The sequence below is a fragment of the Micromonospora alfalfae genome, from assembly GCF_022230925.1.
In the GTDB taxonomy this organism is placed as follows: Bacteria; Actinomycetota; Actinomycetes; order Mycobacteriales; family Micromonosporaceae; genus Micromonospora; species Micromonospora alfalfae.
Map to the genome: position 1 here is coordinate 14,312 of NZ_JAKKFH010000030.1, position 22,034 is coordinate 36,345.

17 protein-coding genes and 3 pseudogenes are annotated in these 22,034 nt (G+C 65.7%); 7 read left to right on the forward strand and 13 right to left on the reverse strand.

Features of this window, described 5'->3' with window-relative positions; genetic code table 11:
* Positions 1-41 precede the first annotated feature (41 nt).
* On the forward strand, positions 42-533 hold the full coding sequence (locus MED01_RS23970) for a hypothetical protein (RefSeq protein WP_238670816.1): 492 nt from the start codon (positions 42-44) through the stop codon (positions 531-533).
* 768 nt (positions 534-1,301) lie between these two features.
* Here MED01_RS23970 and MED01_RS23975 read toward each other — a convergent pair.
* From MED01_RS23975 to MED01_RS24025, 11 genes and pseudogenes are all read right to left on the reverse strand, one after another.
* A complete protein-coding gene (locus tag MED01_RS23975; protein ID WP_238670817.1) occupies positions 1,302-1,847 on the reverse strand; it encodes a hypothetical protein in 546 nt (181 codons plus the stop codon).
* Positions 1,848-1,860: 13 nt separating this feature from the next.
* Complete coding sequence (locus MED01_RS23980) at positions 1,861-2,766, reverse strand: S-4TM family putative pore-forming effector (RefSeq protein WP_238670818.1); 906 nt, start codon at positions 2,764-2,766, stop codon at positions 1,861-1,863.
* On the reverse strand, positions 2,763-3,875 hold the full coding sequence (locus MED01_RS23985; protein WP_238670819.1) for a hypothetical protein: 1,113 nt from the start codon (positions 3,873-3,875) through the stop codon (positions 2,763-2,765). Before MED01_RS23985 ends, MED01_RS23980 begins: the two co-directional genes overlap by 4 nt.
* Complete coding sequence (locus tag MED01_RS23990) at positions 3,869-7,129, reverse strand: hypothetical protein (protein ID WP_238670820.1); 3,261 nt, start codon at positions 7,127-7,129, stop codon at positions 3,869-3,871. Before MED01_RS23990 ends, MED01_RS23985 begins: the two co-directional genes overlap by 7 nt.
* Before the next feature lie 50 nt (positions 7,130-7,179).
* On the reverse strand, positions 7,180-8,454 hold the full coding sequence (locus MED01_RS23995) for a hypothetical protein (protein WP_238670821.1): 1,275 nt from the start codon (positions 8,452-8,454) through the stop codon (positions 7,180-7,182).
* A complete protein-coding gene (locus tag MED01_RS24000; protein WP_238670822.1) occupies positions 8,451-9,542 on the reverse strand; it encodes a nucleotidyltransferase family protein in 1,092 nt (363 codons plus the stop codon). Before MED01_RS24000 ends, MED01_RS23995 begins: the two co-directional genes overlap by 4 nt.
* Positions 9,543-10,695: 1,153 nt before the next feature.
* Complete coding sequence (locus MED01_RS24005) at positions 10,696-10,899, reverse strand: hypothetical protein (RefSeq protein WP_238670823.1); 204 nt, start codon at positions 10,897-10,899, stop codon at positions 10,696-10,698.
* A 440-nt stretch (positions 10,900-11,339) separates the two neighbouring features.
* On the reverse strand, positions 11,340-11,681 hold the full coding sequence (locus tag MED01_RS24010; protein ID WP_238670824.1) for a hypothetical protein: 342 nt from the start codon (positions 11,679-11,681) through the stop codon (positions 11,340-11,342).
* Between the two features lie 173 nt (positions 11,682-11,854).
* Positions 11,855-12,574, reverse strand: a pseudogene (locus MED01_RS24015) (IS6 family transposase).
* Between the two features lie 255 nt (positions 12,575-12,829).
* Positions 12,830-13,105, reverse strand: coding sequence for an SAVED domain-containing protein (locus MED01_RS24020; protein WP_238670864.1), 276 nt, complete (start codon positions 13,103-13,105; stop codon positions 12,830-12,832).
* Positions 13,088-13,552: pseudogene (locus tag MED01_RS24025) on the reverse strand (homocysteine S-methyltransferase family protein); the annotation flags it as partial. The pseudogene MED01_RS24025 and the gene MED01_RS24020, both read right to left, overlap by 18 nt.
* A 555-nt stretch (positions 13,553-14,107) precedes the next feature.
* Here MED01_RS24025 and MED01_RS24030 point away from each other — a divergent pair.
* The 3 genes from MED01_RS24030 to MED01_RS24040 all read left to right on the forward strand — a co-directional run bounded on the left by MED01_RS24030 (position 14,108) and on the right by MED01_RS24040 (position 18,271).
* Positions 14,108-14,599, forward strand: coding sequence for a hypothetical protein (locus tag MED01_RS24030; RefSeq protein ID WP_238670825.1), 492 nt, complete (start codon positions 14,108-14,110; stop codon positions 14,597-14,599).
* Complete coding sequence (locus MED01_RS24035; RefSeq protein WP_238670826.1) at positions 14,599-16,113, forward strand: ParB N-terminal domain-containing protein; 1,515 nt, start codon at positions 14,599-14,601, stop codon at positions 16,111-16,113. Before MED01_RS24030 ends, MED01_RS24035 begins: the two co-directional genes overlap by 1 nt.
* A 1,399-nt stretch (positions 16,114-17,512) precedes the next feature.
* Complete coding sequence (locus MED01_RS24040) at positions 17,513-18,271, forward strand: hypothetical protein (RefSeq protein WP_238670827.1); 759 nt, start codon at positions 17,513-17,515, stop codon at positions 18,269-18,271.
* A 350-nt stretch (positions 18,272-18,621) separates the two neighbouring features.
* On the opposite strand, the gene MED01_RS24045 is transcribed toward MED01_RS24040, so the two are convergent.
* Both MED01_RS24045 and MED01_RS24050 read right to left on the reverse strand, forming a co-directional pair.
* Positions 18,622-19,308 carry an HAD family hydrolase gene (locus MED01_RS24045; RefSeq protein WP_238670828.1) on the reverse strand — a complete coding sequence of 229 codons (687 nt, stop codon included), beginning with the start codon at positions 19,306-19,308 and terminating at the stop codon, positions 18,622-18,624.
* Positions 19,305-20,171 carry a GntR family transcriptional regulator gene (locus MED01_RS24050; protein ID WP_238670829.1) on the reverse strand — a complete coding sequence of 289 codons (867 nt, stop codon included), beginning with the start codon at positions 20,169-20,171 and terminating at the stop codon, positions 19,305-19,307. The genes MED01_RS24045 and MED01_RS24050 overlap by 4 nt, the downstream gene beginning before the upstream one ends.
* Positions 20,172-20,582: 411 nt before the next feature.
* On the opposite strand from MED01_RS24050, the gene MED01_RS24055 reads away from it, so the two are divergent.
* The 3 genes and pseudogenes from MED01_RS24055 (at position 20,583) to MED01_RS24065 (ending at position 21,990) form a co-directional block, all read left to right on the forward strand.
* A complete protein-coding gene (locus MED01_RS24055; protein ID WP_238670830.1) occupies positions 20,583-20,828 on the forward strand; it encodes a DUF6284 family protein in 246 nt (81 codons plus the stop codon).
* Positions 20,828-21,202, forward strand: a complete 375-nt coding sequence (locus MED01_RS24060) for an RRQRL motif-containing zinc-binding protein (RefSeq protein ID WP_238670831.1) — start codon at positions 20,828-20,830, stop codon at positions 21,200-21,202. The genes MED01_RS24055 and MED01_RS24060 overlap by 1 nt, the downstream gene beginning before the upstream one ends.
* Positions 21,199-21,990, forward strand: a pseudogene (locus MED01_RS24065) (ABC transporter permease). Before MED01_RS24060 ends, MED01_RS24065 begins: the two are co-directional and overlap by 4 nt.
* Positions 21,991-22,034: the final 44 nt, after the last annotated feature.

Below are 22,034 nucleotides of genomic sequence, written 5' to 3' on the forward strand. Positions count from 1 at the left end.
GACACCATCGGTGGTGGCCACTGCGATGAGACGGAGGGCCCATGAATTGGGAGATGGGGTTATCCACTGCTACCGGCGTTCTCGTGGCGCTGCTGGGTGTGGCCGTCGGCGGCTGGATGAGCAATCGCAGCCAGAGCCGAGCTTGGTCCCGCTCGGTGCTAACCGACACCTCCGCGGCCCTGTTACAGGAGCAGGCCACGACCTACATGGGGCTCGTGCGTTGGCGGTCCAAGGAGCTTGAGCGCGTTGACTGGGCGGGAGGGAACGCAGCTCTCGCTCGGGTGCAGTTGGTGGGGCCGCCGAGCATCGTGGAAGCGGCCCTCAAGCTGGACGCGGCCTTCTGGAGCATCGGCACTGGCATCCGGGAGAACGTCGACGAGGTCGGTTGGTGTCAGTTGCGCGATGAGGTTGAGTTGCGGCGCCTTGAGTTCGTCAACGCCGCCCGGCGGCAGCTTTCGCCGTCGGCCGCTTCGTTACATCGCCTCGTCGGCAAGCCAGATCGGGCGAACCATCCCGACCAGCAGCGTCCATAAGGGTCACTATGGTGTTCCCCTTGAGAAAACTCCCCGTCTCGGTCTAGACCGAAGCGTCCTGAAGAGCAGGCACGCCAAGTTGGCGACGCCGGGCGGGTTTCCGCCCATTCGCGTTTGGGGCACAGGTCGGGTTGCCTAATTTAGGTGCTGGCCTGTGGAGCATCCGATGAGGACCTGAGCCTGCGACACACGGTTACCAACCGTCACGGCGCTGGGCTTGTCATTGATCGCCATAATCCGTCGTTGACCTGCGCAGACCCCGTGTTCGACTCGTCAACGCTTGCCACTGACAGTCAATCCTATTCACGGGTTTTCGGGGGTAAATGAGGGGACCGCTGGCCGTTGCCGGGACGGCTGCACGGATCCCTGCCTCGCGTCGGTGGATGCGACGTGGTGGGTTTCAAGCCCTCCTGGTAGCGGACGTTTGCCGTTGCCGCGGCCAGCCGAGCCGTGGCCCGTCCAGAAGTCCTTCGAGCCGGTCGGCGGCAAGCGGTTGCGCCACCATCAGCCGACGTCACCGGGAGCGGGACGACACCCGCGTCGGCCTCGACCCGACCTGCATCATCCATCCAGCCGGCAAGGTGCTCCCTCAGGTCCCGACTGAAGTTTGAGGCTTGGCGATTCGCCAAGATTCGCCGCCCATAACCCGTGCACGAGCCGGCACGTGGATCGCAGCATTGAGTCCGCGCCGCGCTGCGTCAGCGAACAGCTTTGAGGCATCGCGGCTGCCCCTCGTTGCCAACGCCGAGCACGGCTCGGCAGCGCACATCAGTCGCCCGAGCATACGTTCATGCCGGACGCGTACTCCTTCGTTCCGGTGCGAATCAAGACGACCGCACCGGAAGAGTTCAGGTTGAAAGTGAGCCATCCCTCGTTGGGGCTGCCGAACAGCATGTAGTCGCCGGTCTCGTTGGCGCCTTCGTCTACCGGGTCATCGTGGGCGGCGATTACCTGGTCGCGCGACGAGCCGACGGTCACGCCCCGGTCGGTACGGGCTGCCGACGGCGCGTCGATTCCCACGAGCTTGTTCTTGTCGTCGAGAGTCACGTGTAGCTCTCCGTATGGGGCCTGCACGGGGTACCGGCTGTCCGCCAGCCACGCGCACGCCGGGTTGCCCCCATACTCCGTGAGCTTTACCGGAGTGGCGGCGAGCAGCGCATCGCGGCTCATTCCCACCTTCAGGGCACCGTAGTGGCCGAACCCGATAACTAGCTCCGCGGCCGGCGTCGGTCCCGGTTCCAGGTCGCCGCCGCTTCCGCAGCCTCCGATCAGGCAAATTGTCGCCAGCGCTACCGTGCGCCTCAGTACGTTCAACTCAGCCCTCTTGTCAACCGTGGCCGTTGCGGCGCGCTTCCTCTACCCGGCTTTGGACGCTCATTTTCATCGCCACTTCGTTGCGGCGGTGAAAGACTGTGTCCAGCCAGTCCGGCACGAACGCGTTCGTCTGCCGGAGCTGCAAGATCTTGTCCTGCAGAGTCCGTAGTTGCGTGGTGGAGGGTGTCGCGGCACCGCTCATGCCGGCCGCCCACAGCTCTGCGATCTTCCGTTCGGCGCTCTCCTTGGACCGCGCGTTGTCGAAGTTGAGACGGATCTGTTCGGCAATCTCTTTGATCGGGGAGAGCGCGGGGACGATCACGGCGGTGAGTAGCCCGCTCCAGCCGAGGTCGGCGAGCATGCCTCCGGCGATGGCCCCGCAGGCTGCGAGGAGGCCCAGCCCGGACAGGATCCAGGCCCAGAGCCGGTGCATCGAGGCGCCCCAGCCCAGGTTGGTGGCTTGACAGATGAGCACGTCGTACGGCCGGTGGGTGGCTTCGGTGTCGTCGTACCAGTTCGCGTCGCGGCCACCTCGGTAGCGGAAGGCGGCCTTGGCGACGCGGGCGGCCGGTGGCCGGTCGACCAGCACGCCGTTCCAGTCGAGGCGGAACACTCGGGTGTCAAACTCCTCTTGCGCGGCCGCAGCCATCATGCGCAGCCGTTTCTCCACGCTGGCGGTCACGAATGAGACCGCGAGCAGCGCAGTACCGCCACCGACGCCGGCTGCTGTACGCAGGCCAGGAAAGCGGATGGCGACCACCCCGGCAGCGATCGACAGTCCGATCACCACCGTCAGCCGTACCCCAGCGAAGATCTTCGTGTCGGAGTAGATCCTGGCCTGGGCCGCTACCAACCGGCGGGCGTCCGTAGAGTTTTGCGCGTCGAAGATCCGCGGGTCGGTGGCGTCGGCGGTCGTCATGCAGGCCTCGCGGGCGGGGCGGAAATGGACTGCACACCGGTGGCAACGTCCCGGCTGCCGCTGGCTGTAATCAGACGCAGCGCCCCGTCACCGTCAAGGGTGAGTCGTCCACCGCCGCGCACCGGTCGCTCACGGACCACGGACGGTTCGTCGACACCAACCCAAACCGTTCCGTCCAGTCGCCAACGGCTCGCCGGGACGGCTATCTTGCCGCCTTCGGGATCGCAGGTCACGACGGATAGGGACGCGTGCAGCGAGCCGTCCGCCGCCCACCACAGGTCATCGACGGCAACCTCACTGTCCGCTGGGCCGATCCGCAGCACCGCAGCGCTGTCGGTGCCGGTGATCGAGGCCGCGGCCTGGTCGAAGATGTTGATCGGTCCCCAGTGCGCGCAGTCGCCTTGACTTCTGATCACTCCGTACGCGAACCGTCGGCCGGACACGGCCACCGGCCGGACGTCCTGGACCGGGTCGAAACCGCTGGCCAGGACCGGTTCCCCGGTTACCGGCACGACGTAGACGGAACCTCTCTGCTCGTCCGGAGAGGTGGCGTCCGGGTCGTCGTTTCTCGGCAACGTGTGCACCATGATCAGTCCGTCAGTGCCGGCCACGACGGTCTCCGCTTGGAAGCCGGAAGGCAATCGCGCCTCCAGGGAGTCCGGCGGGTTGTCGGTGGACAGATCGGCGGTGAACAGCTTGCCGTCATCGTTCGCCCAGGCGATTCGCGCGCCGCCGATACCGGCGAAACCCAAGCAGCCGCAGGCCAATTCGCGTTGTTTGCCGGTGGCGACCTCGACCGAAACCACCTTGCCGCTGCCCTCGGAATCCCAGTCGATGGCGACCATCCCGGCGTACTTGGCGTCCGTCGTCCAGACAAGCGGACCCGCGAAGGTGCCACCGATACGGGCGACCTGCCGCTCACCGTTCAGCACGGCAAAGCCGTCGCGGTCCTGGTAGGCGAAGGCTAGTGCGCCATCCGGCTGGGCCGCCTTCTCCTCGCCACAAGCCGCGACCGTCGCAGTGAGGAGGACGCCGCCGGCTAGGACGACTGGCCATCGACGCATCAGACGCATGGTTTGCCTTCTTTCGGTGCGATGCGGTCTCAGCACACGGGCCGGTATTTCACGGTGGAGCCCACGAATTGGGCCCATTCGTCTTGTGACAGGTCCCGGCCGATGGCGGCACAGGCGTTCGCCCTCCGCACTCCGGGCGCCATGGACCAGATGGCTATCTGCGCGGCGTAGCCGTCTCCGCGGACCGTAGCGAGCAGTTCGCCTGAGCTGGACGCATCCAGGTCGGCGGTCGCGCCTGCGTCACCCCAGCCGTCGGGCGAAACCTTCACATATGTTTGTGCGTTGTACACCAGGGACCGGAAGCGGGCACCGACGATCAGTTCGGAGCGTCCGGGTACCTCGCCGAGGGCAACGATGTACACGGCTTCGGGTTCTTGGAACGTACGGATCTCCGCCAGGTCAGGTTGCATGAAGACGACACTGCCTGATCCGTATGCCGCCACGATCCTGCCATCACGCAGCACCACGATCTGTCCCAGAGCGGTGGGTCCGGCGAGTTTGCGTTCGGTGATGCGGTCCAACTTCTCCGCGCTGAGGACATAGGCGGTCGGCGGCTTGGTCGAACTGCCGGCCAGAGCGACCAGGGTCCGCCCGTCCGGAGCGGCCGCGATGTCGCGGATCAGTGCGGAGAGTCGATCCTGGGCGTGAGGTTCCCACTGCCCGTTGGTGAGCCGGAACGCTCGCAGCCAGCCGCTGCGGTAACCGACGTACAACCGGTCGCCGGCGAATTCCACGGCCAAAGGGTGGTCGTCCCCGGGGGTCGGCACGGGCACTTCCCGCAGGGCGTTCAGGTCCCACACCGAAAGGCGCATGCTGTTTGTCTTGTTGTCCCGGAAGGTGGCGGCGCCCCAGGAGCCGGTGTCGTCAGCCGCGATCGTCTCGATGAAGCTGTTCTTCGGCGCCGGCAGGCCGAGTCGCCCGGCGAGGAACGGCTTGGTGGCGGCGGCTCGCAACACGTACACCCCGGAGAAGCCACCGACCAGAAGATGCGGCCCGGCCCACCGGGCGAAGCGAGCGCCGTGGTCATCTATGAGGCGCAGCGTCAGGAAGGTGTCGAGCTCGGCGGAGTGCAGCTCTGCCAGCCCGTCGTGCAACCAGATCACGTGCCCTCCGGCGGCATGGATCGTCCCGCCGCGACCGGCATTGAAGGCCCGCCGCCCGTCATCGAGGTCCCACAGCGCCGCGGCCCCGGTACGCCGATCGACGGCCGAGACGTGCGAGTTGGAAACCTCGGAGATGTCGTATGGCCCATTCTCGGTAATTGTCGACAATTGGCCCCGCACATCGACGGTGACCAGCTTATTCCCGATCGTTCCGGCAGCCACCCGCTTCTTCGCCCCGACGATGGCTGAGCCGTGGAGCGTGAGTCCGTCCGGCGCACGCAAGATGGTGTTTACCGTGCACAGCGGGAAGGCGACGGTCACCACCCGGTCCTCAAGGGTCAGCAGCAGGCCGTCGTCGCTCACCTCGATCGACTGGACGGCCTTCATTGCCGGACACTTCAGCAGCGGCCCCCGGCCGTCGAGGGAGAACCGCCGCACACCGTCGAGCCCGGCCGTGTAGAGATGCTTCGCGTCGCCGTCAATGGCCATCTCGGTGACGGCGTGCGAACCGTACAGGCCGCCGCTGTCGGTGCCGGGGTAAGTGATCGGCTCGGGTTCTACGGTCCAAGCGCCCTTGTCCCGTCTGACCAGCAGGATGCGCCGGTCGGAGAGCCCGATCGCAGCGGTGCCCTTGTCCGACACCGCCGACGCGGTCGCGTGCACCTGTCCGGCCGCCATGACGAGGCCGGGTGGGAGATTCTCGGACCAGAGAACGTCGCGGCTACCGGTGTCGATCAGGCGGATCGTGCCCGCATCTCCGGTAATCACCGCGAGGTCGCCGGACACGGACAGGGCCGCATGACGAAACGCTCCGGCCGTCGAACGGTAAATCTTGGCAAGGCTTCCACGGTCCTGGCTGAGGCTGTCGAAGACGGTGGTCTTCTGACCGGCCAGCGCGGCGATGTCGTCACTCGCCATCGCCAGCAGCAGATCCTGACCATCAGCGCCGGGACTACGCAGCGCTGCCTCACCCACCTGTGCGGCCAGCGACTGCAGCTGGGTGGCTCGTGCCTCCTGCCGTTGCCACAGGCCGAATCCGGTGGCTGCCAAGGCAACGGCACCGACGAGGATGAGCACCGCCAACTGGACCTTGCGCCGCTGTGGCCGCCGGCTGAGCCGGGCGGCCTCGGTTACGCTTTCAGCTTTGAGAATGGTCGGATTCGCACCGGAGGTGCGGTTCATCTCGACGACCCTCGCGTAATCGTCCGCGGGCACGATCAGCCTCAGACGCTGATCCACCTCCTTGAGCTTCGCCGAGTAGCCGCCCACCGCGCACAACACATCCGGCCGGTTGCGGTCAATTGCCCCGACGATGAGGGTGTCGGGACGCCGCTCGCTGAAGCCTAAGCCGCGCAGGATCGGCCTGCGACGGGTCAGATCACGGTGCAGGACGGCGAAGGCGCCGCCGATCGATGGCCCGGTGAGGCGAGTGAGCTGCCGGCCGTCAGTGGACGCCGACCACAGCAGAGCACCAGGCAACGTCGCAGACACTTGGCGAACGTCTCCAAGCATGTCCTGGAAGGTGGAATCGACCGCGCAGAGCATCATAGTGGCGGGATCCGGAGCCAGCACCGACGGCAAGCCAGGCACCACACTCAGCGTCAGGGTTGCTCGCTGACCGCTCTCACCGATGTCGAAGACCACGCCGCAAGAAGGCCCTGCCTTCCGTACAGGTAGCCGTCCGGCCAAGTCGAGCAGCCACAACCAAGCGGTGAGACGCATAGGATCACGCAGCGTCTCACCGTCAGTGAGCACGCCGATTCGGCTGCCCGCACGGTCGCCGAGGAGACTCAGCACAGCGGCCACCTCGTCCGCGGAGGCCGCTCCCTCATTCCCTGACGGCGTCAGGCAAAGACGCGAGGCTGCCAGCCAGTGCTCAGCGATAGCCAGATAGCCCCGTGGAGCCGGTTCGTGACAATCATCGACGAGGAGCGCGAGCCCCAGCGCGGACAGCGCGCGCAGGGCGTGTGCGACGGTCGACTCACTCAGCGGCCGATACGGGCTGGACAGGACATCATGCGCGACTCGGTGCTCCGCGCCGGCGGGCAGTTCCTTGTGCCGCCTTGTCCTTCCCGCGCAGGCCAGCTTTAACGCCTCAAGGTCTCCCTCCTTGACGGCTCGACGAATCGCCTGGACTAGGACCTGCGACGCGCCGATCAGAAGATTGCGTCGGTCATCCAGCCGCATCTCCAGCAGTTCCCCGAGACTGGCACTCGCGACTGCACTGTCTGATGGGGTCACTCAGGCTCTCCGAAGCGCACGGCAGCTACCCGGACAGCATGCGAGGCTGGCAGTTCCTCGGCCGCCTCCAGCCACGTGTTCCCGGTCTCGAATTCACTGACCCGGATGGATCTGAGCAGGATCGCCGGGTCGGTGAAGCGCAGAGCCGCCAAGCCGACAGGCACATCGTCGGCGCTGACGACGAAAGTGCGCCCAGGAAGTGGCACCTCGACGGAACCTGTCAGCTGGTCATCCTCAAGCCGAAGCGCCACCCAGTAGATCCGGTCCTCAGCCGGCGCCTGCGGTAGCTCGACCCGGATCGCGAGGAACAGCGGTAGCACAGCGACATCGGCGGCCGCGAGGTAGGCGCTGATGGTCAGCAGGCCACGGGCCGAGCGGGTCGCCGCCAGGGAGAACCCGGCCTCGCCGAAACGATCGGTCTGCTGCTCCCGCTCATTCCCGGCTGCCGCAGCCGCGAGATGCGGCTCCAATGCGATGTAGAGAGAGTCGCGATCGCCCGCCGAATCGGTCAGGGCCTGCCTTCTGGCACGCACCGCGAAGGCGTAGATCGGCTCTGCGTCAGCAATCGCCGTCAGCAGAGTGGCCAGTGCGGAGCGAGGTGACTCCGGAATGCGGCGAACATCGGCTCGCCTCAGTGCGGTGAGGAGGTTCTGAATACCCTGCTGCTGGACGTCAGCCCGCGCGGCTCGCTGCCCAGCGTCCAGCTGCTCCAGCGCCGCGGTAAGCCCTCGTACCGCGGAGGAGAACCAGTGCCGCAACACGATCGGCGCACCGCGGGCGGCTTCGCCGATGGTCGCCCGCGCGAGTTGCTCGGCCAGCCGTTGCACCAGGTGCCAGTCGAGGATGTGGAACAGGTCAGTAGGCGGTGCAGAGCCGGACTCGGCGACCAAGCGCTTGAGCAGCAGATACCGAAGCTGGAGCGGCTCGTCGGTCAAAACGGTCCATCCCGGCCCGGAGGTGATGTCCGGCCAGTGCCGCTCCGCGTCGGCGACAGCGGCCAGACCGGCTTCGCTCACCGGCAGCCCCTGACCGTAGTTGTCGAGTTCCACAACGATCGCACCCGTGCCGTCCTCGATAAGCGCAAGCGCGAGCTCGGCGCGCGGGGATTGCCCGATTCGTATGGCGGGTACCCGCGCCCTGGTCCACTCGGTCCCGAACCACGGGAGCGTACGCGCGTCTGCCTGCTCGCGTCCGCCGTTGATCGGGCCGATCTCTCCGGATGCGGACAGCCGCGCAACCCATGTGCTCAGTGGCCGATGCACGCTGGTCATGACCGCACCCCCAAGAGCTTGCCGATCAGTGCGGCGGCTTCCACGCCGATGAGACGGGCGGTCTGTAACTGCCGTGCGGCACCCGCGCCCGAAAGGTATTCCCGATGGTCGTCGCGGATACTTTTCCAGAGGAGGCCGGGCAGCCCTTCCCAGTGTCCGGCGGGGAGTTCCTCCGCCCACCGCCGCAGGTCGTCGAGCCGCGCACTGACGCCTTCGTCCTCCCACCGCAGCACCAACCTGATCGCGCGGATGACCACAACGGCCGTTTCTCGCGGCTTGCGCGACGCCCTGCAGCAGACGATGCGCCGCGTCCCACCAGTCAGATCGTCGACGCCTCGCCCGGTCGGGTCGACGACGACCGCTCGGCGCCGGTCGTAGTACAGGCTGTTAACGGTCAAGTCACGGTGGCGCGCATCATCGGCGAAGTCGCTGCTGGTGCCAGGAAGCCGAAACCCCGAAAGAGCTAAGCTGCGGTACTCGACGAGCGCAGTCTCTGCGAGCTCTGGATCCTCCGGCGCGGTCCAGCAGACCAGGGTGTCAGGGGACAGTCGCATGTCACTCTCGCTGCCGCCGAGAACCTTCAAGACGTCATACATGACGTCGTGGAATCTGCCGGGCGGCGCAGTGCCGGCCAAGTCAAGGTCACGTACCACTTCCGGCCCGGTTCCAGCAACGAGGTCACGGACCGCACCGCCAGCGATATACACCTCGTGCTGTGCCTCCCGCAACGCCTCGAACAACGCGGACGCCATTCCGCGCCAACTCGCGTCCGGGCGGCCCAGCAGAGCTTCCACTCGATCGCTGAGCCCGTCGGAGACTTCGTCGGCGAACCGCCGCGACTGCGGGGGTAGCCGGTCGAATGGCCCGACGCCAACTCGATCAGCCTCCCGGGCGTCCACCGGGACAATTACCGTGGGGACCTTCGCCAGCTCCTGGTCACCCTCGAACAGGAGCCGGTCGTTGTAGCGGGTGGGTGGCATCGGTTCTTCCGCATACGCGAACCCGGCTACCTTCCGGCCGCGCAAGATGTCACCGGCCAGTATCGGCCCGTCTGGCTTACGGGAACTCGAAGCAGAGACGTGAAACACGCAGAATCCCTTTGCGGTAAACCAGGATCGACGCGTCGACCGGCAACCATGACCACGGTACATCACCGGTCGGTGTGGACAAGCGTCGAAGCCTGGGCGCAGCTGTCACACGGGATGATCCGAGTGATCTCGCGGCCCGCAGCGAGTCCTTGACTCTAACAACGTCTACTTTCGATGTCACGGCTCGACAGTGTCGGGATGCTGACCCTAAGGGAGGAGCCGTGAGTAGTGGGCTTGACCCGGCGCGCCGGCCACCACCGCGTACGGCGCTGGACCATGTCCGGCTCGCCACAGACAGCTCTTGCGGTAGGGAGACGATGCCCGCTGGCCCCTCGCTTCGACACTGCGTAACGATGACAAGAGTTGACAACACAGGGTTACCAACCGTCACGGTACCGGACTTTTCATTGATCGTCATGACCCGTCGTTGAACTGCGCAGACCCCGTGTTCGACTCGTCAACGCTTGCCACTGACAGTCGATCCTTGACACGGGTTTTCGGGGGGTAAATGAGGGGACCGCTGCCGTTGCCGGGACGGTTGCACGGCCCCTGCCTCGCGTCGGTGGATGCGACGTGGGGGGCTCTTTAAGCCCTCTTGGTAGCGGACGTCTGCCCGTTACCGCAGCCGAGCATCGCACGACCAGCCTGCACGAGTTGACGCTGCTCAGGAGGCTTAAAGAGAGATAACGACGCGGTCTTCACAGGGCCCAATGTGCAGGGTGTTCGTCAGTACCGAAGCGCGGAGCATGCCGGCCCTTCACACCAACGGTGACGCCCTCGCTGGTGGTGCTTGACCGATCGAAGTTGTGTTTCGTAGCGATCGACGGAACGACCATCCCGACCGAGGCCCATCTGTCCAGCACTGCGACCGCGTCGGGGTCGAACACCTCGTCGTGTGAATCGGTGGCCGCATCAACGACGGCCGCGCAACGGCATCGTCCGGTGACACCGTGAACTCGAGCTGGGGCACCCGGCCGGAGTCCGTCACGCAGTGGGTGGAACTGACCTGGCCGTCGGCCGTTCGCGTCGGCCGGGTCTGGGTGTACCTCTTTGACGACAGCGGCGGCGTCCGGTGCCGGCGTTGTGGAATCTGCAGTCGCTGAGGTGGGCTTGGCGCTGGCGCCTGCGGCTCCCCGTGATGCCCGTTGGATGATCATGGCAACTGGTTCTTCTTGCCCGGGCGCAACGCCTTGACTAGTTCAGCCATCGCCTTGATCGCCTCGACGCGCTTGGACTTCTCTACAAGCAACAGCGCGCAGATGAACATGATCATTATGGCAGCCATTGGCGTGCAGGTGACCAGCACAGCCGCCCATGGACCGTTTGCCATCAGCGGTTCTAGGAACGTCAGCCCCACGTCTTGCCCCTCGACTCGTGTGGTCGAGAAGGGCGCAGGGCTCAGCTCGACCAGTGCATGACTGGTGAAGCTGAGTTCCCCGCGTACCGGCTGAACGGCGAGAAGGTCTCAGATAGTGCAGTAGTGCAGGTCTTGCAATGTGCCCGTACTCAGGCCCTACAAAGCACCGGTCCCCTGGGTCTCTTCCAGGACTTCCAGGACACCGGACTGACTTTCGCGTCACAGCCGAGTTTTAGCTTTATACCCCAGCGATCCTCACAGAGGTCGGGGGCGCGTCAGTCGGTGCGGGCCCCTGACTCAGGGGCCCTGCTCCGCGTTGGATCGTACCCGACCGGCACAACAGGTGAACACCCTCTAGCCGGTCTGCATGGTTCACGCGCCGCTGTGGCATGGGCCAGTGGCGTCTGACATGGACAGTTCCGGGCCGACCGGCGAAAGCCTCACAACCGGTCGCCCCGTTGCGTTGGCAGCGGCGGCCTAGTCATCTCGTTCTTCAACCCGGCACGTGCGGCGACCTGCCTCAGCAGGTACCCGAAGGCACGCCTCATCCACTCCTGATACTCATCGTCAGGCAGTGGCAGCGGTTCGGAAGTAGCGCGACATCCGCGCTGCCACCGTCCGCGGCTGATTTCAACAAACGCGGCACTGCAGCGGAGCGCCGAGCGGACCTTCACTGCTGCGTACTCCGGCGACTCCGTCATGCGCAAGGCGGCAGCGATCTCGCGGGCGAGCATGCCCTCGTTCGAGCCGAGGGCGAGGGTTCGAGCGATGCGCTCGCTCAACGCGGTCACTCGGGCCGGTTCGACTGCACGCCCGGTTTGGGTCTGGACAGCTGTGGCGTAAGTGGTCAGCAGCTCGAACCCGAACGGGCCCGCGACACTCAAGACACGCTGGGCCGGGCGCCGTTGCGTTATCGGATCGCCGGACGCGTTGAGTCTGCCTTGGATCCCCGGGATCAGATCGCTCGGGCGAGTTCGGTGAACGCGGCGGCGACCCGCGTTGTCGGCCGGGGGTCGACGGCGAGTTCGTAGTGTCCGCGTCGTAGGTTCTGCATGAAGGCGTGTCCGGCGATGATCACTTATGCTGTCTTGTCGGTTCGCAGCCCGCGCATCGACCGCAGCCGGTGTTTGAGCCGGCTGTGATCGGCCTCGATCGGATTGTTGGCGTACTGCTCGACGTGGTGCCACGCGGACGGGATCAGTTCGTCGAGCACGCCGGGGTAGACGGCGGCGGCGTCGGTGACGACCTCGCTGGGTGTCGCCTTCAGCGTCGATAGGGCCCGGCGGAAGAACCTGCGGGCCGCGTCGGCGTCGCGGCGGGTCGAGACGAGCACATCGATGACCTGCCCGTACTGGTCGACCGCCCGGTACACGTAGCGCCATACCCCATTGACCTTGATATACGTCTCGTCAACGAACCACCTGTCGCCGGGTGAGTGGCGGTTGAAGCGGGCGGCGTCGGCCAGCAGCGGGGTGAACCGCTGTACCCATCGGTAGACGGTGACGTGGTCGACCTCGACGCCACGTTCGACCAGCAGCTCTTCAACATCCCTATAGGACAGGTTGAACCGCAGATACCAGCGGACCGCGAGGACGATCACCTCCGGCGGGAACCGGAACCCGGCAAACGCCGACTTCGGCGGCGTCCAGGTGCGAGGACGGGTTGATGCCTTCACCGCTCAAGCCTGCCTCGATCTTGCCAACGCTCAACGCAACGGCGCCGTCAGGCCTCCCTGCGAGGGCGCTTCGTTCCTTGACCCTTGCTGGCGCGAGCCCGGCTCTCCTGGGCCGTCCCGGTCGGCGTGGCCTGTTCGGGGCAGGGCTACGAGGCGGTGCCGGTAGCCGCAGATGATCTCGGCGACGTCTTCGTGGCTAACTTGATCTTTAACCTGCCCGGCGGATCTTCGACACGCGATCCGCCGGGGTCTCCGTCAGCTGATCGTCATGGCGGGCGCGTATGTCGTGCCGAGGTGCTCGTACACCACCGTGGGTGGCAAGAGGTTCCAGTGGTGGCCGAGCATCAGCGTCGCGCCTGCTGGTGCGGCGAAGAACAGGTGCAGCCGCGGTGCGCGCGTCCGCCGAACAGCCTCGACGATGCGAGTGCGAGGGCGTGCGCCCAGCCGACGGCGAACGCCGCGTCCGGTACGGCGGTCTGGCTCGGGCCATCCGCAGCTCCGAGGGCGAGGAGCCTCGGCCAGGGCCGAAATCTGCTCCGCGTACGCCGCGCGCACTTCGTCGAAGTCGACGGCGCGATACGCCGGGTCCTCGACCCGCGGCGACAGCGACAGCGTCACGTTCAGCGGCCCGACTTAGCCAGCCACGAACCGGCCGCCGAACTCGTCCGCCGCCTGCCGGGCCAGCCGCGCACCCTGAACGTTCATCTCACGAACCAGTGACTGGAGCCCGTAGTCGGCCTGGCCGATGCTCGTCGCCGTGAAGGTATTGGTGGTGGTGATATCGGCGCCGGCGGCCAGATACCGCCGGTGTACGTCCAGAACGACGTCCGGCCGGGTGAGGTTGAGCAGGTCGGGATCGCCGGCGACGTCCTGCGGATGGTCGACGATCAGGCCGCCTCGATAGTCCGCGGCGGTGAGCTTCGCGCCCTGCAACATCGTTCCCCAGGCGCCATCCAGCACCAGAACACGCTCCGACATCATCTTGGCAGGACTGGCTCGCGCTGCCGCGCGTCTAGGGAGGCCATCGGCCCGGCCCAGGTCCGGCGTCGTCAAGGCGGCCCGCGACGGGGTCGCCTTGACGATGCGAAGAGAGCAATTCGGCGGGCAACAGGGCTGGCCACATGGCTTGACCAGCGGTCAAGCAGCGCTAGACACACTCCAACTTGACTGATCTTGGTCCCCAGAACGGCGAAAGGGCCGACCCGATTTCCGGATCAGCCCTCTGACCTGCGTCGGGACGGCCGGATTCGAACCGACGACCCCTTGACCCCCAGGACGTTGCGTTGGACGTTCGCGCACGTCATGCACGCTGTAGCCATGATCAGGCCGTGCCGTCGAGTGCCTGTTGTCCGCCAACGCGCACTACGTGTGGTCCCACTGTGGTCCCCCACGGATCTCGCCGAGCAAGGGATGCCGTCTACAACTTGGCTACGTGCGCGAGTGTCCAGCCCGGACACGATAGCGAAGATAACGTTGAGGCATCGACCAGATGTCGAGGGCTAGCACCACGATGGACGGTGATATCTTGAAGATGTGACCACTGATCTTGCCGCGTCCACCCCACCGCTGGGAGACGGCTACGCGCACGAGTGCCACGTCCGCGACCTGTACGCCAGGAGGCTCACCGAGTTCCGGCCGGAGGAGATGTTGCTCAAGACCGAGCACTCCTATGCCGGATCCCGCGTCCGCGCCGACATGCGCACGGTCAGCAGCGACGGAGTGATCCGCGTATGGGAGTTCAAAATCCTCGCAGGCTACGAGGGACTCGGCCAGGCTCTCACGTACCTGGCGTTGGCGAGGAAGGAACAAGAGTTCGGTCGCCCGATCCGGGCCGTGCTCGCCGCCTTTGCGTTCCAGCCCGAAATCCGCACCACCATCGAGGTCCTGAATCTGGGCATCGAACTCGTCGAACTACCCGCCAAGCTCCGCCTAGCGGGTGGCGTCCCAGACATCGAAACAGCCATGTCAGTTCCCACAATCCCCCACCTGACCGACCTGCTGCCACCAACGTTCAAGGAGTCCTGATGGCAACGCTGCCCACATTCCCACAAACCAAGCTGATTGCCGATGACGCCATACCCGAGGACAAGGAGTTTGACGGGCTCAGGATCGTCCGGTATCAGAGCGACCCGAAGGCGCAAACCGCGGTCGCCCAGAACCAGTACGAGTTTCAGCACGAACTGGGAAAGCGTCACATGATCCACGGCGTGGTGCTGGCGCTCAAAGGAGCGAAGCCGAACTACCGAATCACAGCGACGATGCACCCGACGCTGAGGGTGTTTACTGAGATTGTCAAGTACGACCCTTCGGCTCCGCCGATTGAGGACTGGGAGGCTCAGGGCATGCTGAAGGCCCACGAGCAGACCCAGCAAGACTTCAAGGGCGCAAAGAAGGAAAACCTGGCCAACTTCAAGCAGTACAACGTTGAAGCTATCCGTGAAGAACGCGTCGCCTATCTTCCGACCATCAGCGGGTGGCAGTCGGCCGCTGTCTTCCCCGAGACAATCTTCGTGGCTCTAGACGAGAGCAACCCGATGGCCCTGTACGGAATTTTGTACTTGCCCAAAAAGCCTGTGATGCAGTCTGACGGCCAGACCCAAACCGCCGCACTGTTCCAGGCGGCCCACACCGGCCTCGCGATCAAGGCCGGCGCTTTGGACAGCTTCGGTACCACATTGGAAATCGAACTCAACGTCACGCCCGAACGCGCCGCGCAGAGCTTTGCTGACCGTAACGGCCGCGGCTCGAAGAAGAATAAGAACCTCGTCGCGACCCTCGACAGTTCCTCAGCAATGGCCCGCCTACGCAACCAGGCCGTCGCCGGGACCGTCTTCGAGGACCGTCTTGCCGACGGGCGAACGGGTGGAGCAAGCGAGACCGCGACGAGGAACATCGCCGACCTCTCGACCATGGACCAGATCCTACTGAACGTGATCTCCCGCGGTGCAAGAAAAGAAGAGCAGATCAAGCTCTACCACATCAAGCACTTCCTTCCCTTCTGCCGGGAATTCCTTGAACTGCTCGACAGCGAATTCGGCGACAAATGGGTTGATCCCAGCCCCAAGGGCAGCGAACCGTACCGACTCATCTACATCCACGGATGGGCATTCGCCCTCAAGGCCTTGGCCATCGCCTACCATGACTGCCGCAGAGACCTCATCGCCCCCCTCGCAGCTGCCATCGGAACCGGTTCTGGCGATGAGCACCGCACGGCAGAAGAAGCTGAAGAGCTCTTCCTGGCGAAGGCGTCCGGCAATGACGCACCCGAGCCGGTCATCAGCTTCGAGGACTTCGCGCACCGGATCCACACCATCGACTGGCTCCGCTACCGCAAGCACTGGATCAGTCTGACCGGGTACAAACTTGACCGGAACGGCAAGAAGAAGACGCGGGAAATCAAGGACGGCCCCGGCGGCAAGAGGCTCATCGTCGACGGCAGGGCTCAGAACACGGCCGCCCACATCGGCACCGTCGTCAACAAGATTCTCTCCAACAAGTGGACCGACCTCACCGCCACCGTCGACGAACCCACCAAGTGACCCATCAGCCGGTGGCGAACTTGAGGGTTGCGATTGAAAACCATTGTCAGACCGGGCGAGCAGGCACATGCGTCAGGTCCCGCACGACTTAGGCCCTCCAGCAGGATGACCGCGCATGCGTTTAGTAGGCGGAGTAGGCAAGCCATGTAGGTCCCCCTGCATTTCCCCAAGGGTTTAGGGCTTGGGCAACCGCACGACCTTGCGGCCATGAGTCCCACTGCCGCTCCGGAAGCCCGCCCACAGTGCGCGGCCGATGTTCGACACGAGGGTGAACTGTTAGGTACGGACAAACCGGGAGGTCAATCCGCTCGGAGGATCATGTACGGCCGGGCGGACTGAGAGCTTGCGGCGGCCCGTGATCCAATGGGTGCCATGGAGGATCAAACGCGCGTTGTCGATGTCAACCAGTCCGTCACAGGCCCTCAACTGCTCCGGCTAGTGGCCAACGAACTAGCCGATTACATCGAGGAATCGGAACACGCTGGCGAGCCCATGAGCTTGGCTGACTTCGGCATATGGCTCTCAGCCGACGCATAGCAGCAGGCCACTTCCGTTGCAACTTCGGCTTGATTGACGAACAGGGGCCGCTGACATGGGCAAACGCCCTCGTCGGCGGCCCCTCCCGCAGATCTAGATAGGCGCCGCCCTTGCCTCCGCTGCCCTCCGGGATGTATCCGGCCCGCAACCACTGCTGGAGCGCCGTCTTGGCGCTACGCAGCATCTGCTGGGCCTCGCTGCTCATGCTCAGAGCCCTGTCGTACTTCGAGCCAATGCCAGCGATCAGGTCGCGTAGGTTCATCAGCGGTTCCTTTCAGGCGCCACTGGCTAGCGAGCAGAGTAGACGCCGTGTGCGACAGGACTGGGCACCTAGCGCCAGGGCCCACAGCCACCAATCCGGCGACACTGGGATTGGCGACAACCAGGGTTGTCGGCGCGCACGCCAGCTCGGCGAGCACGGCACGTGCCGCGTGCCGCATGACGCCCGCTCGTCTCCACCTCGTCACCGATCGTGGACAAATTCGGCGATCACCCGCGATTCGGTCAATAATGGGTGCATCTGCTCGCCGCTCAGCGCAACAGGTAGCTAAGCGGACCGCCACGAGCACGCCATGCAGCCCCTGACCCGACGGCCTGCCACACACAGGTTTTCAAGACCATCACCTGCATTCGGGTGACCAGGGTAAACGGCCAGTCAGCGTGACTAGCTACCGCCGATTTGCCACACACGGGCTCGCGCTGCGAGCAACTACGCGAGTGGAATCGGCCGGACCGGACCATGCGCCACTGCCAGTCGGTGGTGAGCCGCCAGAGTGTCATGCGGCGCGTGCTGTGCTGGCGGTGCGTTTCGTTGCACTCGCCCGCTACGCTGCAGTGAACAAACTTCAGGCGCTGAGGAAAGATGAACGCATTAGAGGAACTGTTTCGGCTCTGGATAGCTGGCAAAGAGACATCGGATATCCACATTTTCGGATTGTCAATGATCTGGTGGGGCCGCGTCGGCAAGCTTCTTCAGTTCCTGGGCGGACTTGTCGTCATCCTCGATTTGATTGGACCTGAACGCCTCCGCAACTGGGGTACCCGCATTAGGGAGCCCGACGCCGAACGCCTGGAGCGCGTAAGCAGGCTTGTAAGGGTGCTGCATAAACTGCCGTTTGCATTTGCGCTCTACCTGTTCAGATTGGAAGGGTACAGGAAAGATGCGCTATACGCTAAAGAAAAGGACCGTGAGCGGGCACAGAAAGAGCGCCACTTAAAATCACAGGAAGCGTCTGAGAAATTCTTTGCCAGATACCCGATCGACACGTGGGTCTTGACTGCAATGGTGGTGCTGTGGATTTTAGGCCCCCCAGCGTACGCAATTTACAGCATTACCGTTGGAAATACGGTCAAACCAGGCTCGCATTCGAGCAGCGGTGACGGTTTTCAGCTGTATCAAATACCACTCGCATCGGCCGGCATTGTGCTTGTCTGGCTCTTGCCGGGATTCCTCATCGCCTTGCTACAGGCTGCGGGTGTCGCCGCGCGCGCGGCCTTTGATATTGGGATTGTTCGGCCCTTGGCCACAGCGCTGGTGGCGACACGGCCGGCACTTCGAATACGATGGAGTGCGGTAGCAATCATCGTTGTCGGCTTTGGATTGGACCTGCTGGCCTCGTAGCTTTGGCTATGATTGGCGGCGTTTCGAGCGAAGCAAAACGGGGCATTGGTGGCGGCTGGAAAGACACCGCTGATTTGCCGCAGCAGACCGGACTGATCACTTCCAGGCCGGTGAGGCAGCGGCGACCAGCAATCAGTCTTTACTCAGAAGTGGGCCTGCCGGAACACCCCGCTCTGTCGCCCCGCACGGCACGAGCGGTATAGCCCAGTGCCCGTGGACTGCCGTGGGCCACTTGAACGAGAGGTGCGGACGTGGGGACGAGCAACTCCGCGAGCAGACTGGCGGCGATCCTGGAACAGGCGCGCAACAGCCCGGCAGGGCGGCCGTGAAGGTCTGGATGCAGATCTCTGTCATACGTTCGTCATGAAACGAGCTATCTCGCCCATACTCGTAATCACCACGTCCGCGCCAGCAGTCCGGAAGGTTTCGACCTTGGCCGGCCGATTGGCATAGCCGATTACCCGCACACCCGCCGCCCTCGCAGCCTCAATGTCTGAAAGCGAGTCTCCGACCAGTACGCAGCGGCTCGCCGGTCTAGCGATGGCACGCACGGCTTGCAGGATCGGCTCTGGGTTGGGCTTCATACGGTCCGGGTCGGCGTACGCCCGGCCGACCACCGGCGAGACGTACGCGGCGAGACGGCGCGCTGTCAGGTACGCGCTCACCGCGCCGGCCGAGTTGTTGCTGACCACCGCCACCGGCATCCCGGCTTGCCTGGCAGCCACAATGACCTCTCGACCGTACGGCGTTGGCTCGGCAGTCTCGGCCGCCCGGCGCTCGGCCGCGCAGAGCGCATCCTCCACCGCCCGCGTGATGCCGTGATCGCCGGCCGCACCGGTCCGGCGCAGCACCTCAAGCGGGTCCGGCTCGCTGGCGAGGTCCGGCCGAATGTCGACACCTCGCCGCCGCAGCACGTCGACCAGCTCGGCGGCAACCTGCGGGGCCGGGTAGCCGGCGAAGATGCTGCACACCGGCCCATCGAAGTCGAGCAGCACCGCGCCGACCTCGCCGAGCAGCCGGCCGAGGTCGGCGCTCATCCGTCGTACCGGTAGGCGATGGTCGACCACACCGAGTCGAACCACTGGCGGGAAGCCTCCACGAACTGCGTCCCGTGCGAGGCGTCGTCATCGGTCACCGCGTAGTGGAACAGCGGCACGTCCTTGCCCATGAGGTCATAGATCGCCATTGGCTCACCCTTGATGGAGACGGTGCGCTCAACGACCGGGTAGAAGCCGTAGAAGACCTCCTCGCCGTTCAGAATGTAGAGCTTGAACAGCGGAGACGCCCGATGCATCCGCACATCAACGGTGGCTGACCGGATCAGGCCGAGGTCGCCAAGCTCGGCGACCTGGTCGATGATTCCGTCTGCCGCCCGGCGGGTGATCCGCTCCGCGCGTTCGCGTACTGCTGGGTCGTCCGCCTGCGTCTCGGCCCGCGACGGCAGCGCCATCGGCACGGCCATGTCGGAGATCAGGACCCGCACAGCGATCGTTTCGGGTGCGAGCCGACCGACGCGCACTTTGTCGAGTGCTTCGGCGAGCGCGTCGCGCAGCGTCTCACCGGAGAATCCGGCGAAATCGATGGTGACGTGAGGTCGGTCGAACGAGGCTTCGATGTGCGGACGTAGCTCAACTGCCCGCTGTGTCTGCGCGCGGACGAAGGCTCCACTCCCCTGCCGGGACACGATCAGCCGCTCTGCCCTGAGCAGGTCCAAGGCTCGCTTGACCGTCTCTCGCGCCACGCCGTAGCGGGTGGCTAGGTCGGGCTGCGACGGCAGCTTGTCACCGGGCGCGAGTCGACGCGTGAGGATGGCCGCCCGCAGTTTGTTCGCAATCTGCTGCGAGGCCTGTTTGGGGTCGTCGGGATCTAGCTCGCCGAGGAAGTCAAGGTTGTCGCTCACCCGCTCACGGTAGCGCTGACTAGCCAAGTTAGGAAAGTTCGCCGCGCCCTCTTGGCCTGACTAGCCAAGCCGACCTAAGTTCTACTCGTTGCACCTGACTAGCCAGGCACAACAAGCCGAGCGGAAGCCGGGGAAGGTGGCGCATTGCGCTGCGCATGCCCACGGGCCGGTCGCGTGGTCGTTCATTGAGAACTTCACAGCAGAAGCGCCGCGTAGATCCGTCTGCGGCATCCCCGCCTTGAGCCACACGGTGGCCGACCCCGGTAGATCCCGGGCGAGCGGGTCGAGCGGGCCGGATCTGGCGCGCGGCATTGGACTTCTGCCTCTTGATTCCTGTTCGCCCCGGGGTGCGGCCGAGCTGGTCGCACCCCGGACGTTCCCCCACTTCATCGACTCACCGGAGGTTCCCCCGTGCGCACGTACCTCGCCCCCGTCACCGCCGAACCGACCGCCGCCGACCTGGCCGCGATCGACGCGGAGTGGCCGCTGATCGCGGCCGAGCTGGATCTGTTGGACGCCGAGATCACGCTGCTCTACGCCGAGGATCACGGTGGCCCGACTGAGCTGGACTGGCGTCGGGTGCGTCGGGCCGAGGCTCGCGTCACCCGCGCCGCCACCGACACCGCTACCCGTACCGACCCGCGCCGCGCGGCCTGATGGCCCGCATCCGCGCCGCCTTCCACGACCCGGACGGCACGCGGTACGGCATCCCCACCTTCTGGTGGAAGGGTGCCCCGCCGGGCTACGCCACCCGCCGTCAACTGACCGCCGCCGGCCTGCGCCCCGGTGGTCAACCTGTCGCCGCTCAGGTGCTCTGGCGCGGCGTCGGCGGTACCCGCACCGCGTACCTCTACCGGGTCGACCTGGCCGCGCCGAAGCGCACTGCGACCCCCGCGCAGCGAGCCGCGATCGGCAAGGCACTCACGGCCCGCCGCACTTGCCGCATCTGCCGCACGTTGCGGCCGTACTTCATTCCGCGCTCGCTGGGCGAATGCCTCGCGTGTGCCTTCCCCCAGGAGGACGCAGCATGACCGCCCCCACCATCAACGGCACCCGCTACCCCCAACCGATCGAAGACCTGTTGCCCGCCGCCCGCGCGCTGGACCTGCCGGACGGGGAGGCGTTCCCGTCGCGCAACCGGCTCATGCGGGAGTTTCGCATCGGCGCACCCAAGGCCGGCGAACTGCTCGCGCTGCTCAAGACCACGCCCGCCGCGCCGCCGGACGACACCACCGAGGCGGCCACCCCGGACCCGGCACCTGCGCCGGCCGCACCCGAGCCCGCGCCGCCGGTCGTACCGGACCCGACGCCGGCCCCGGAGATCACACCGCCGACGCCGCCGGCCGAGGTCGCGCCGGTCAGTCGCCCGGACACGCCCGCCCCACCCGCGCCGGTCCGAACGGCGGTGGTGTGGCCGGTGGTGCTGCTCGCGCTACCCGCCTTCGTCGCCATCTGGTCCGGGTGGGTTGGCCTCGGCGGACTCACCGGATTCGGCATCGTGCACCCGCTCCCCGGGATCTGGGACAGCTTCTCCATCAACAGCGCGATCACCCTCCCCATCGGAGTGGAGACCTACGGCGCTTACGCCCTGTACGTGTGGCTGTCCGGTCGGGTGCCCGAGCGGGCACGCCGGTTCGCCAAGTAGTCCGCTCTCGGTTCCCTCGCGATCGGCGCTCTCGGGCAGGTCGCCTACCACCTGTTGGAGGCCGCCGGCGTCACCTCGGCCCCGTGGTGGATCACCACCGCCGTTGCCTGCCTCCCGGTCGCGGTGCTCGGCATGGGCGCAGCCCTCGCGCACCTCGTTCGCACGCACGACTAGTTCCGCCCGGCGGCGCGGCCCCTGGCTTCCCAACCTGCGCCGCG

Coding starts and splice junctions, on each gene's coding strand:
- MED01_RS24060 (WP_238670831.1), top strand. CDS start 20,828: ATGGCCCGCATCCGCGCCGCCTTCCACGACCCGGACGGCACGCGGTAC.
- MED01_RS23990 (WP_238670820.1), bottom strand. CDS start 7,129: ATGCGGCTGGATGACCGACGCAATCTTCTGATCGGCGCGTCGCAGGTC.
- MED01_RS23980 (WP_238670818.1), bottom strand. CDS start 2,766: ATGACGACCGCCGACGCCACCGACCCGCGGATCTTCGACGCGCAAAAC.
- MED01_RS24035 (WP_238670826.1), top strand. CDS start 14,599: ATGGCAACGCTGCCCACATTCCCACAAACCAAGCTGATTGCCGATGAC.
- MED01_RS23995 (WP_238670821.1), bottom strand. CDS start 8,454: ATGACCAGCGTGCATCGGCCACTGAGCACATGGGTTGCGCGGCTGTCC.
- MED01_RS24045 (WP_238670828.1), bottom strand. CDS start 19,308: ATGAGCGCCGACCTCGGCCGGCTGCTCGGCGAGGTCGGCGCGGTGCTG.
- MED01_RS24040 (WP_238670827.1), top strand. CDS start 17,513: ATGAACGCATTAGAGGAACTGTTTCGGCTCTGGATAGCTGGCAAAGAG.
- MED01_RS23970 (WP_238670816.1), top strand. CDS start 42: ATGAATTGGGAGATGGGGTTATCCACTGCTACCGGCGTTCTCGTGGCG.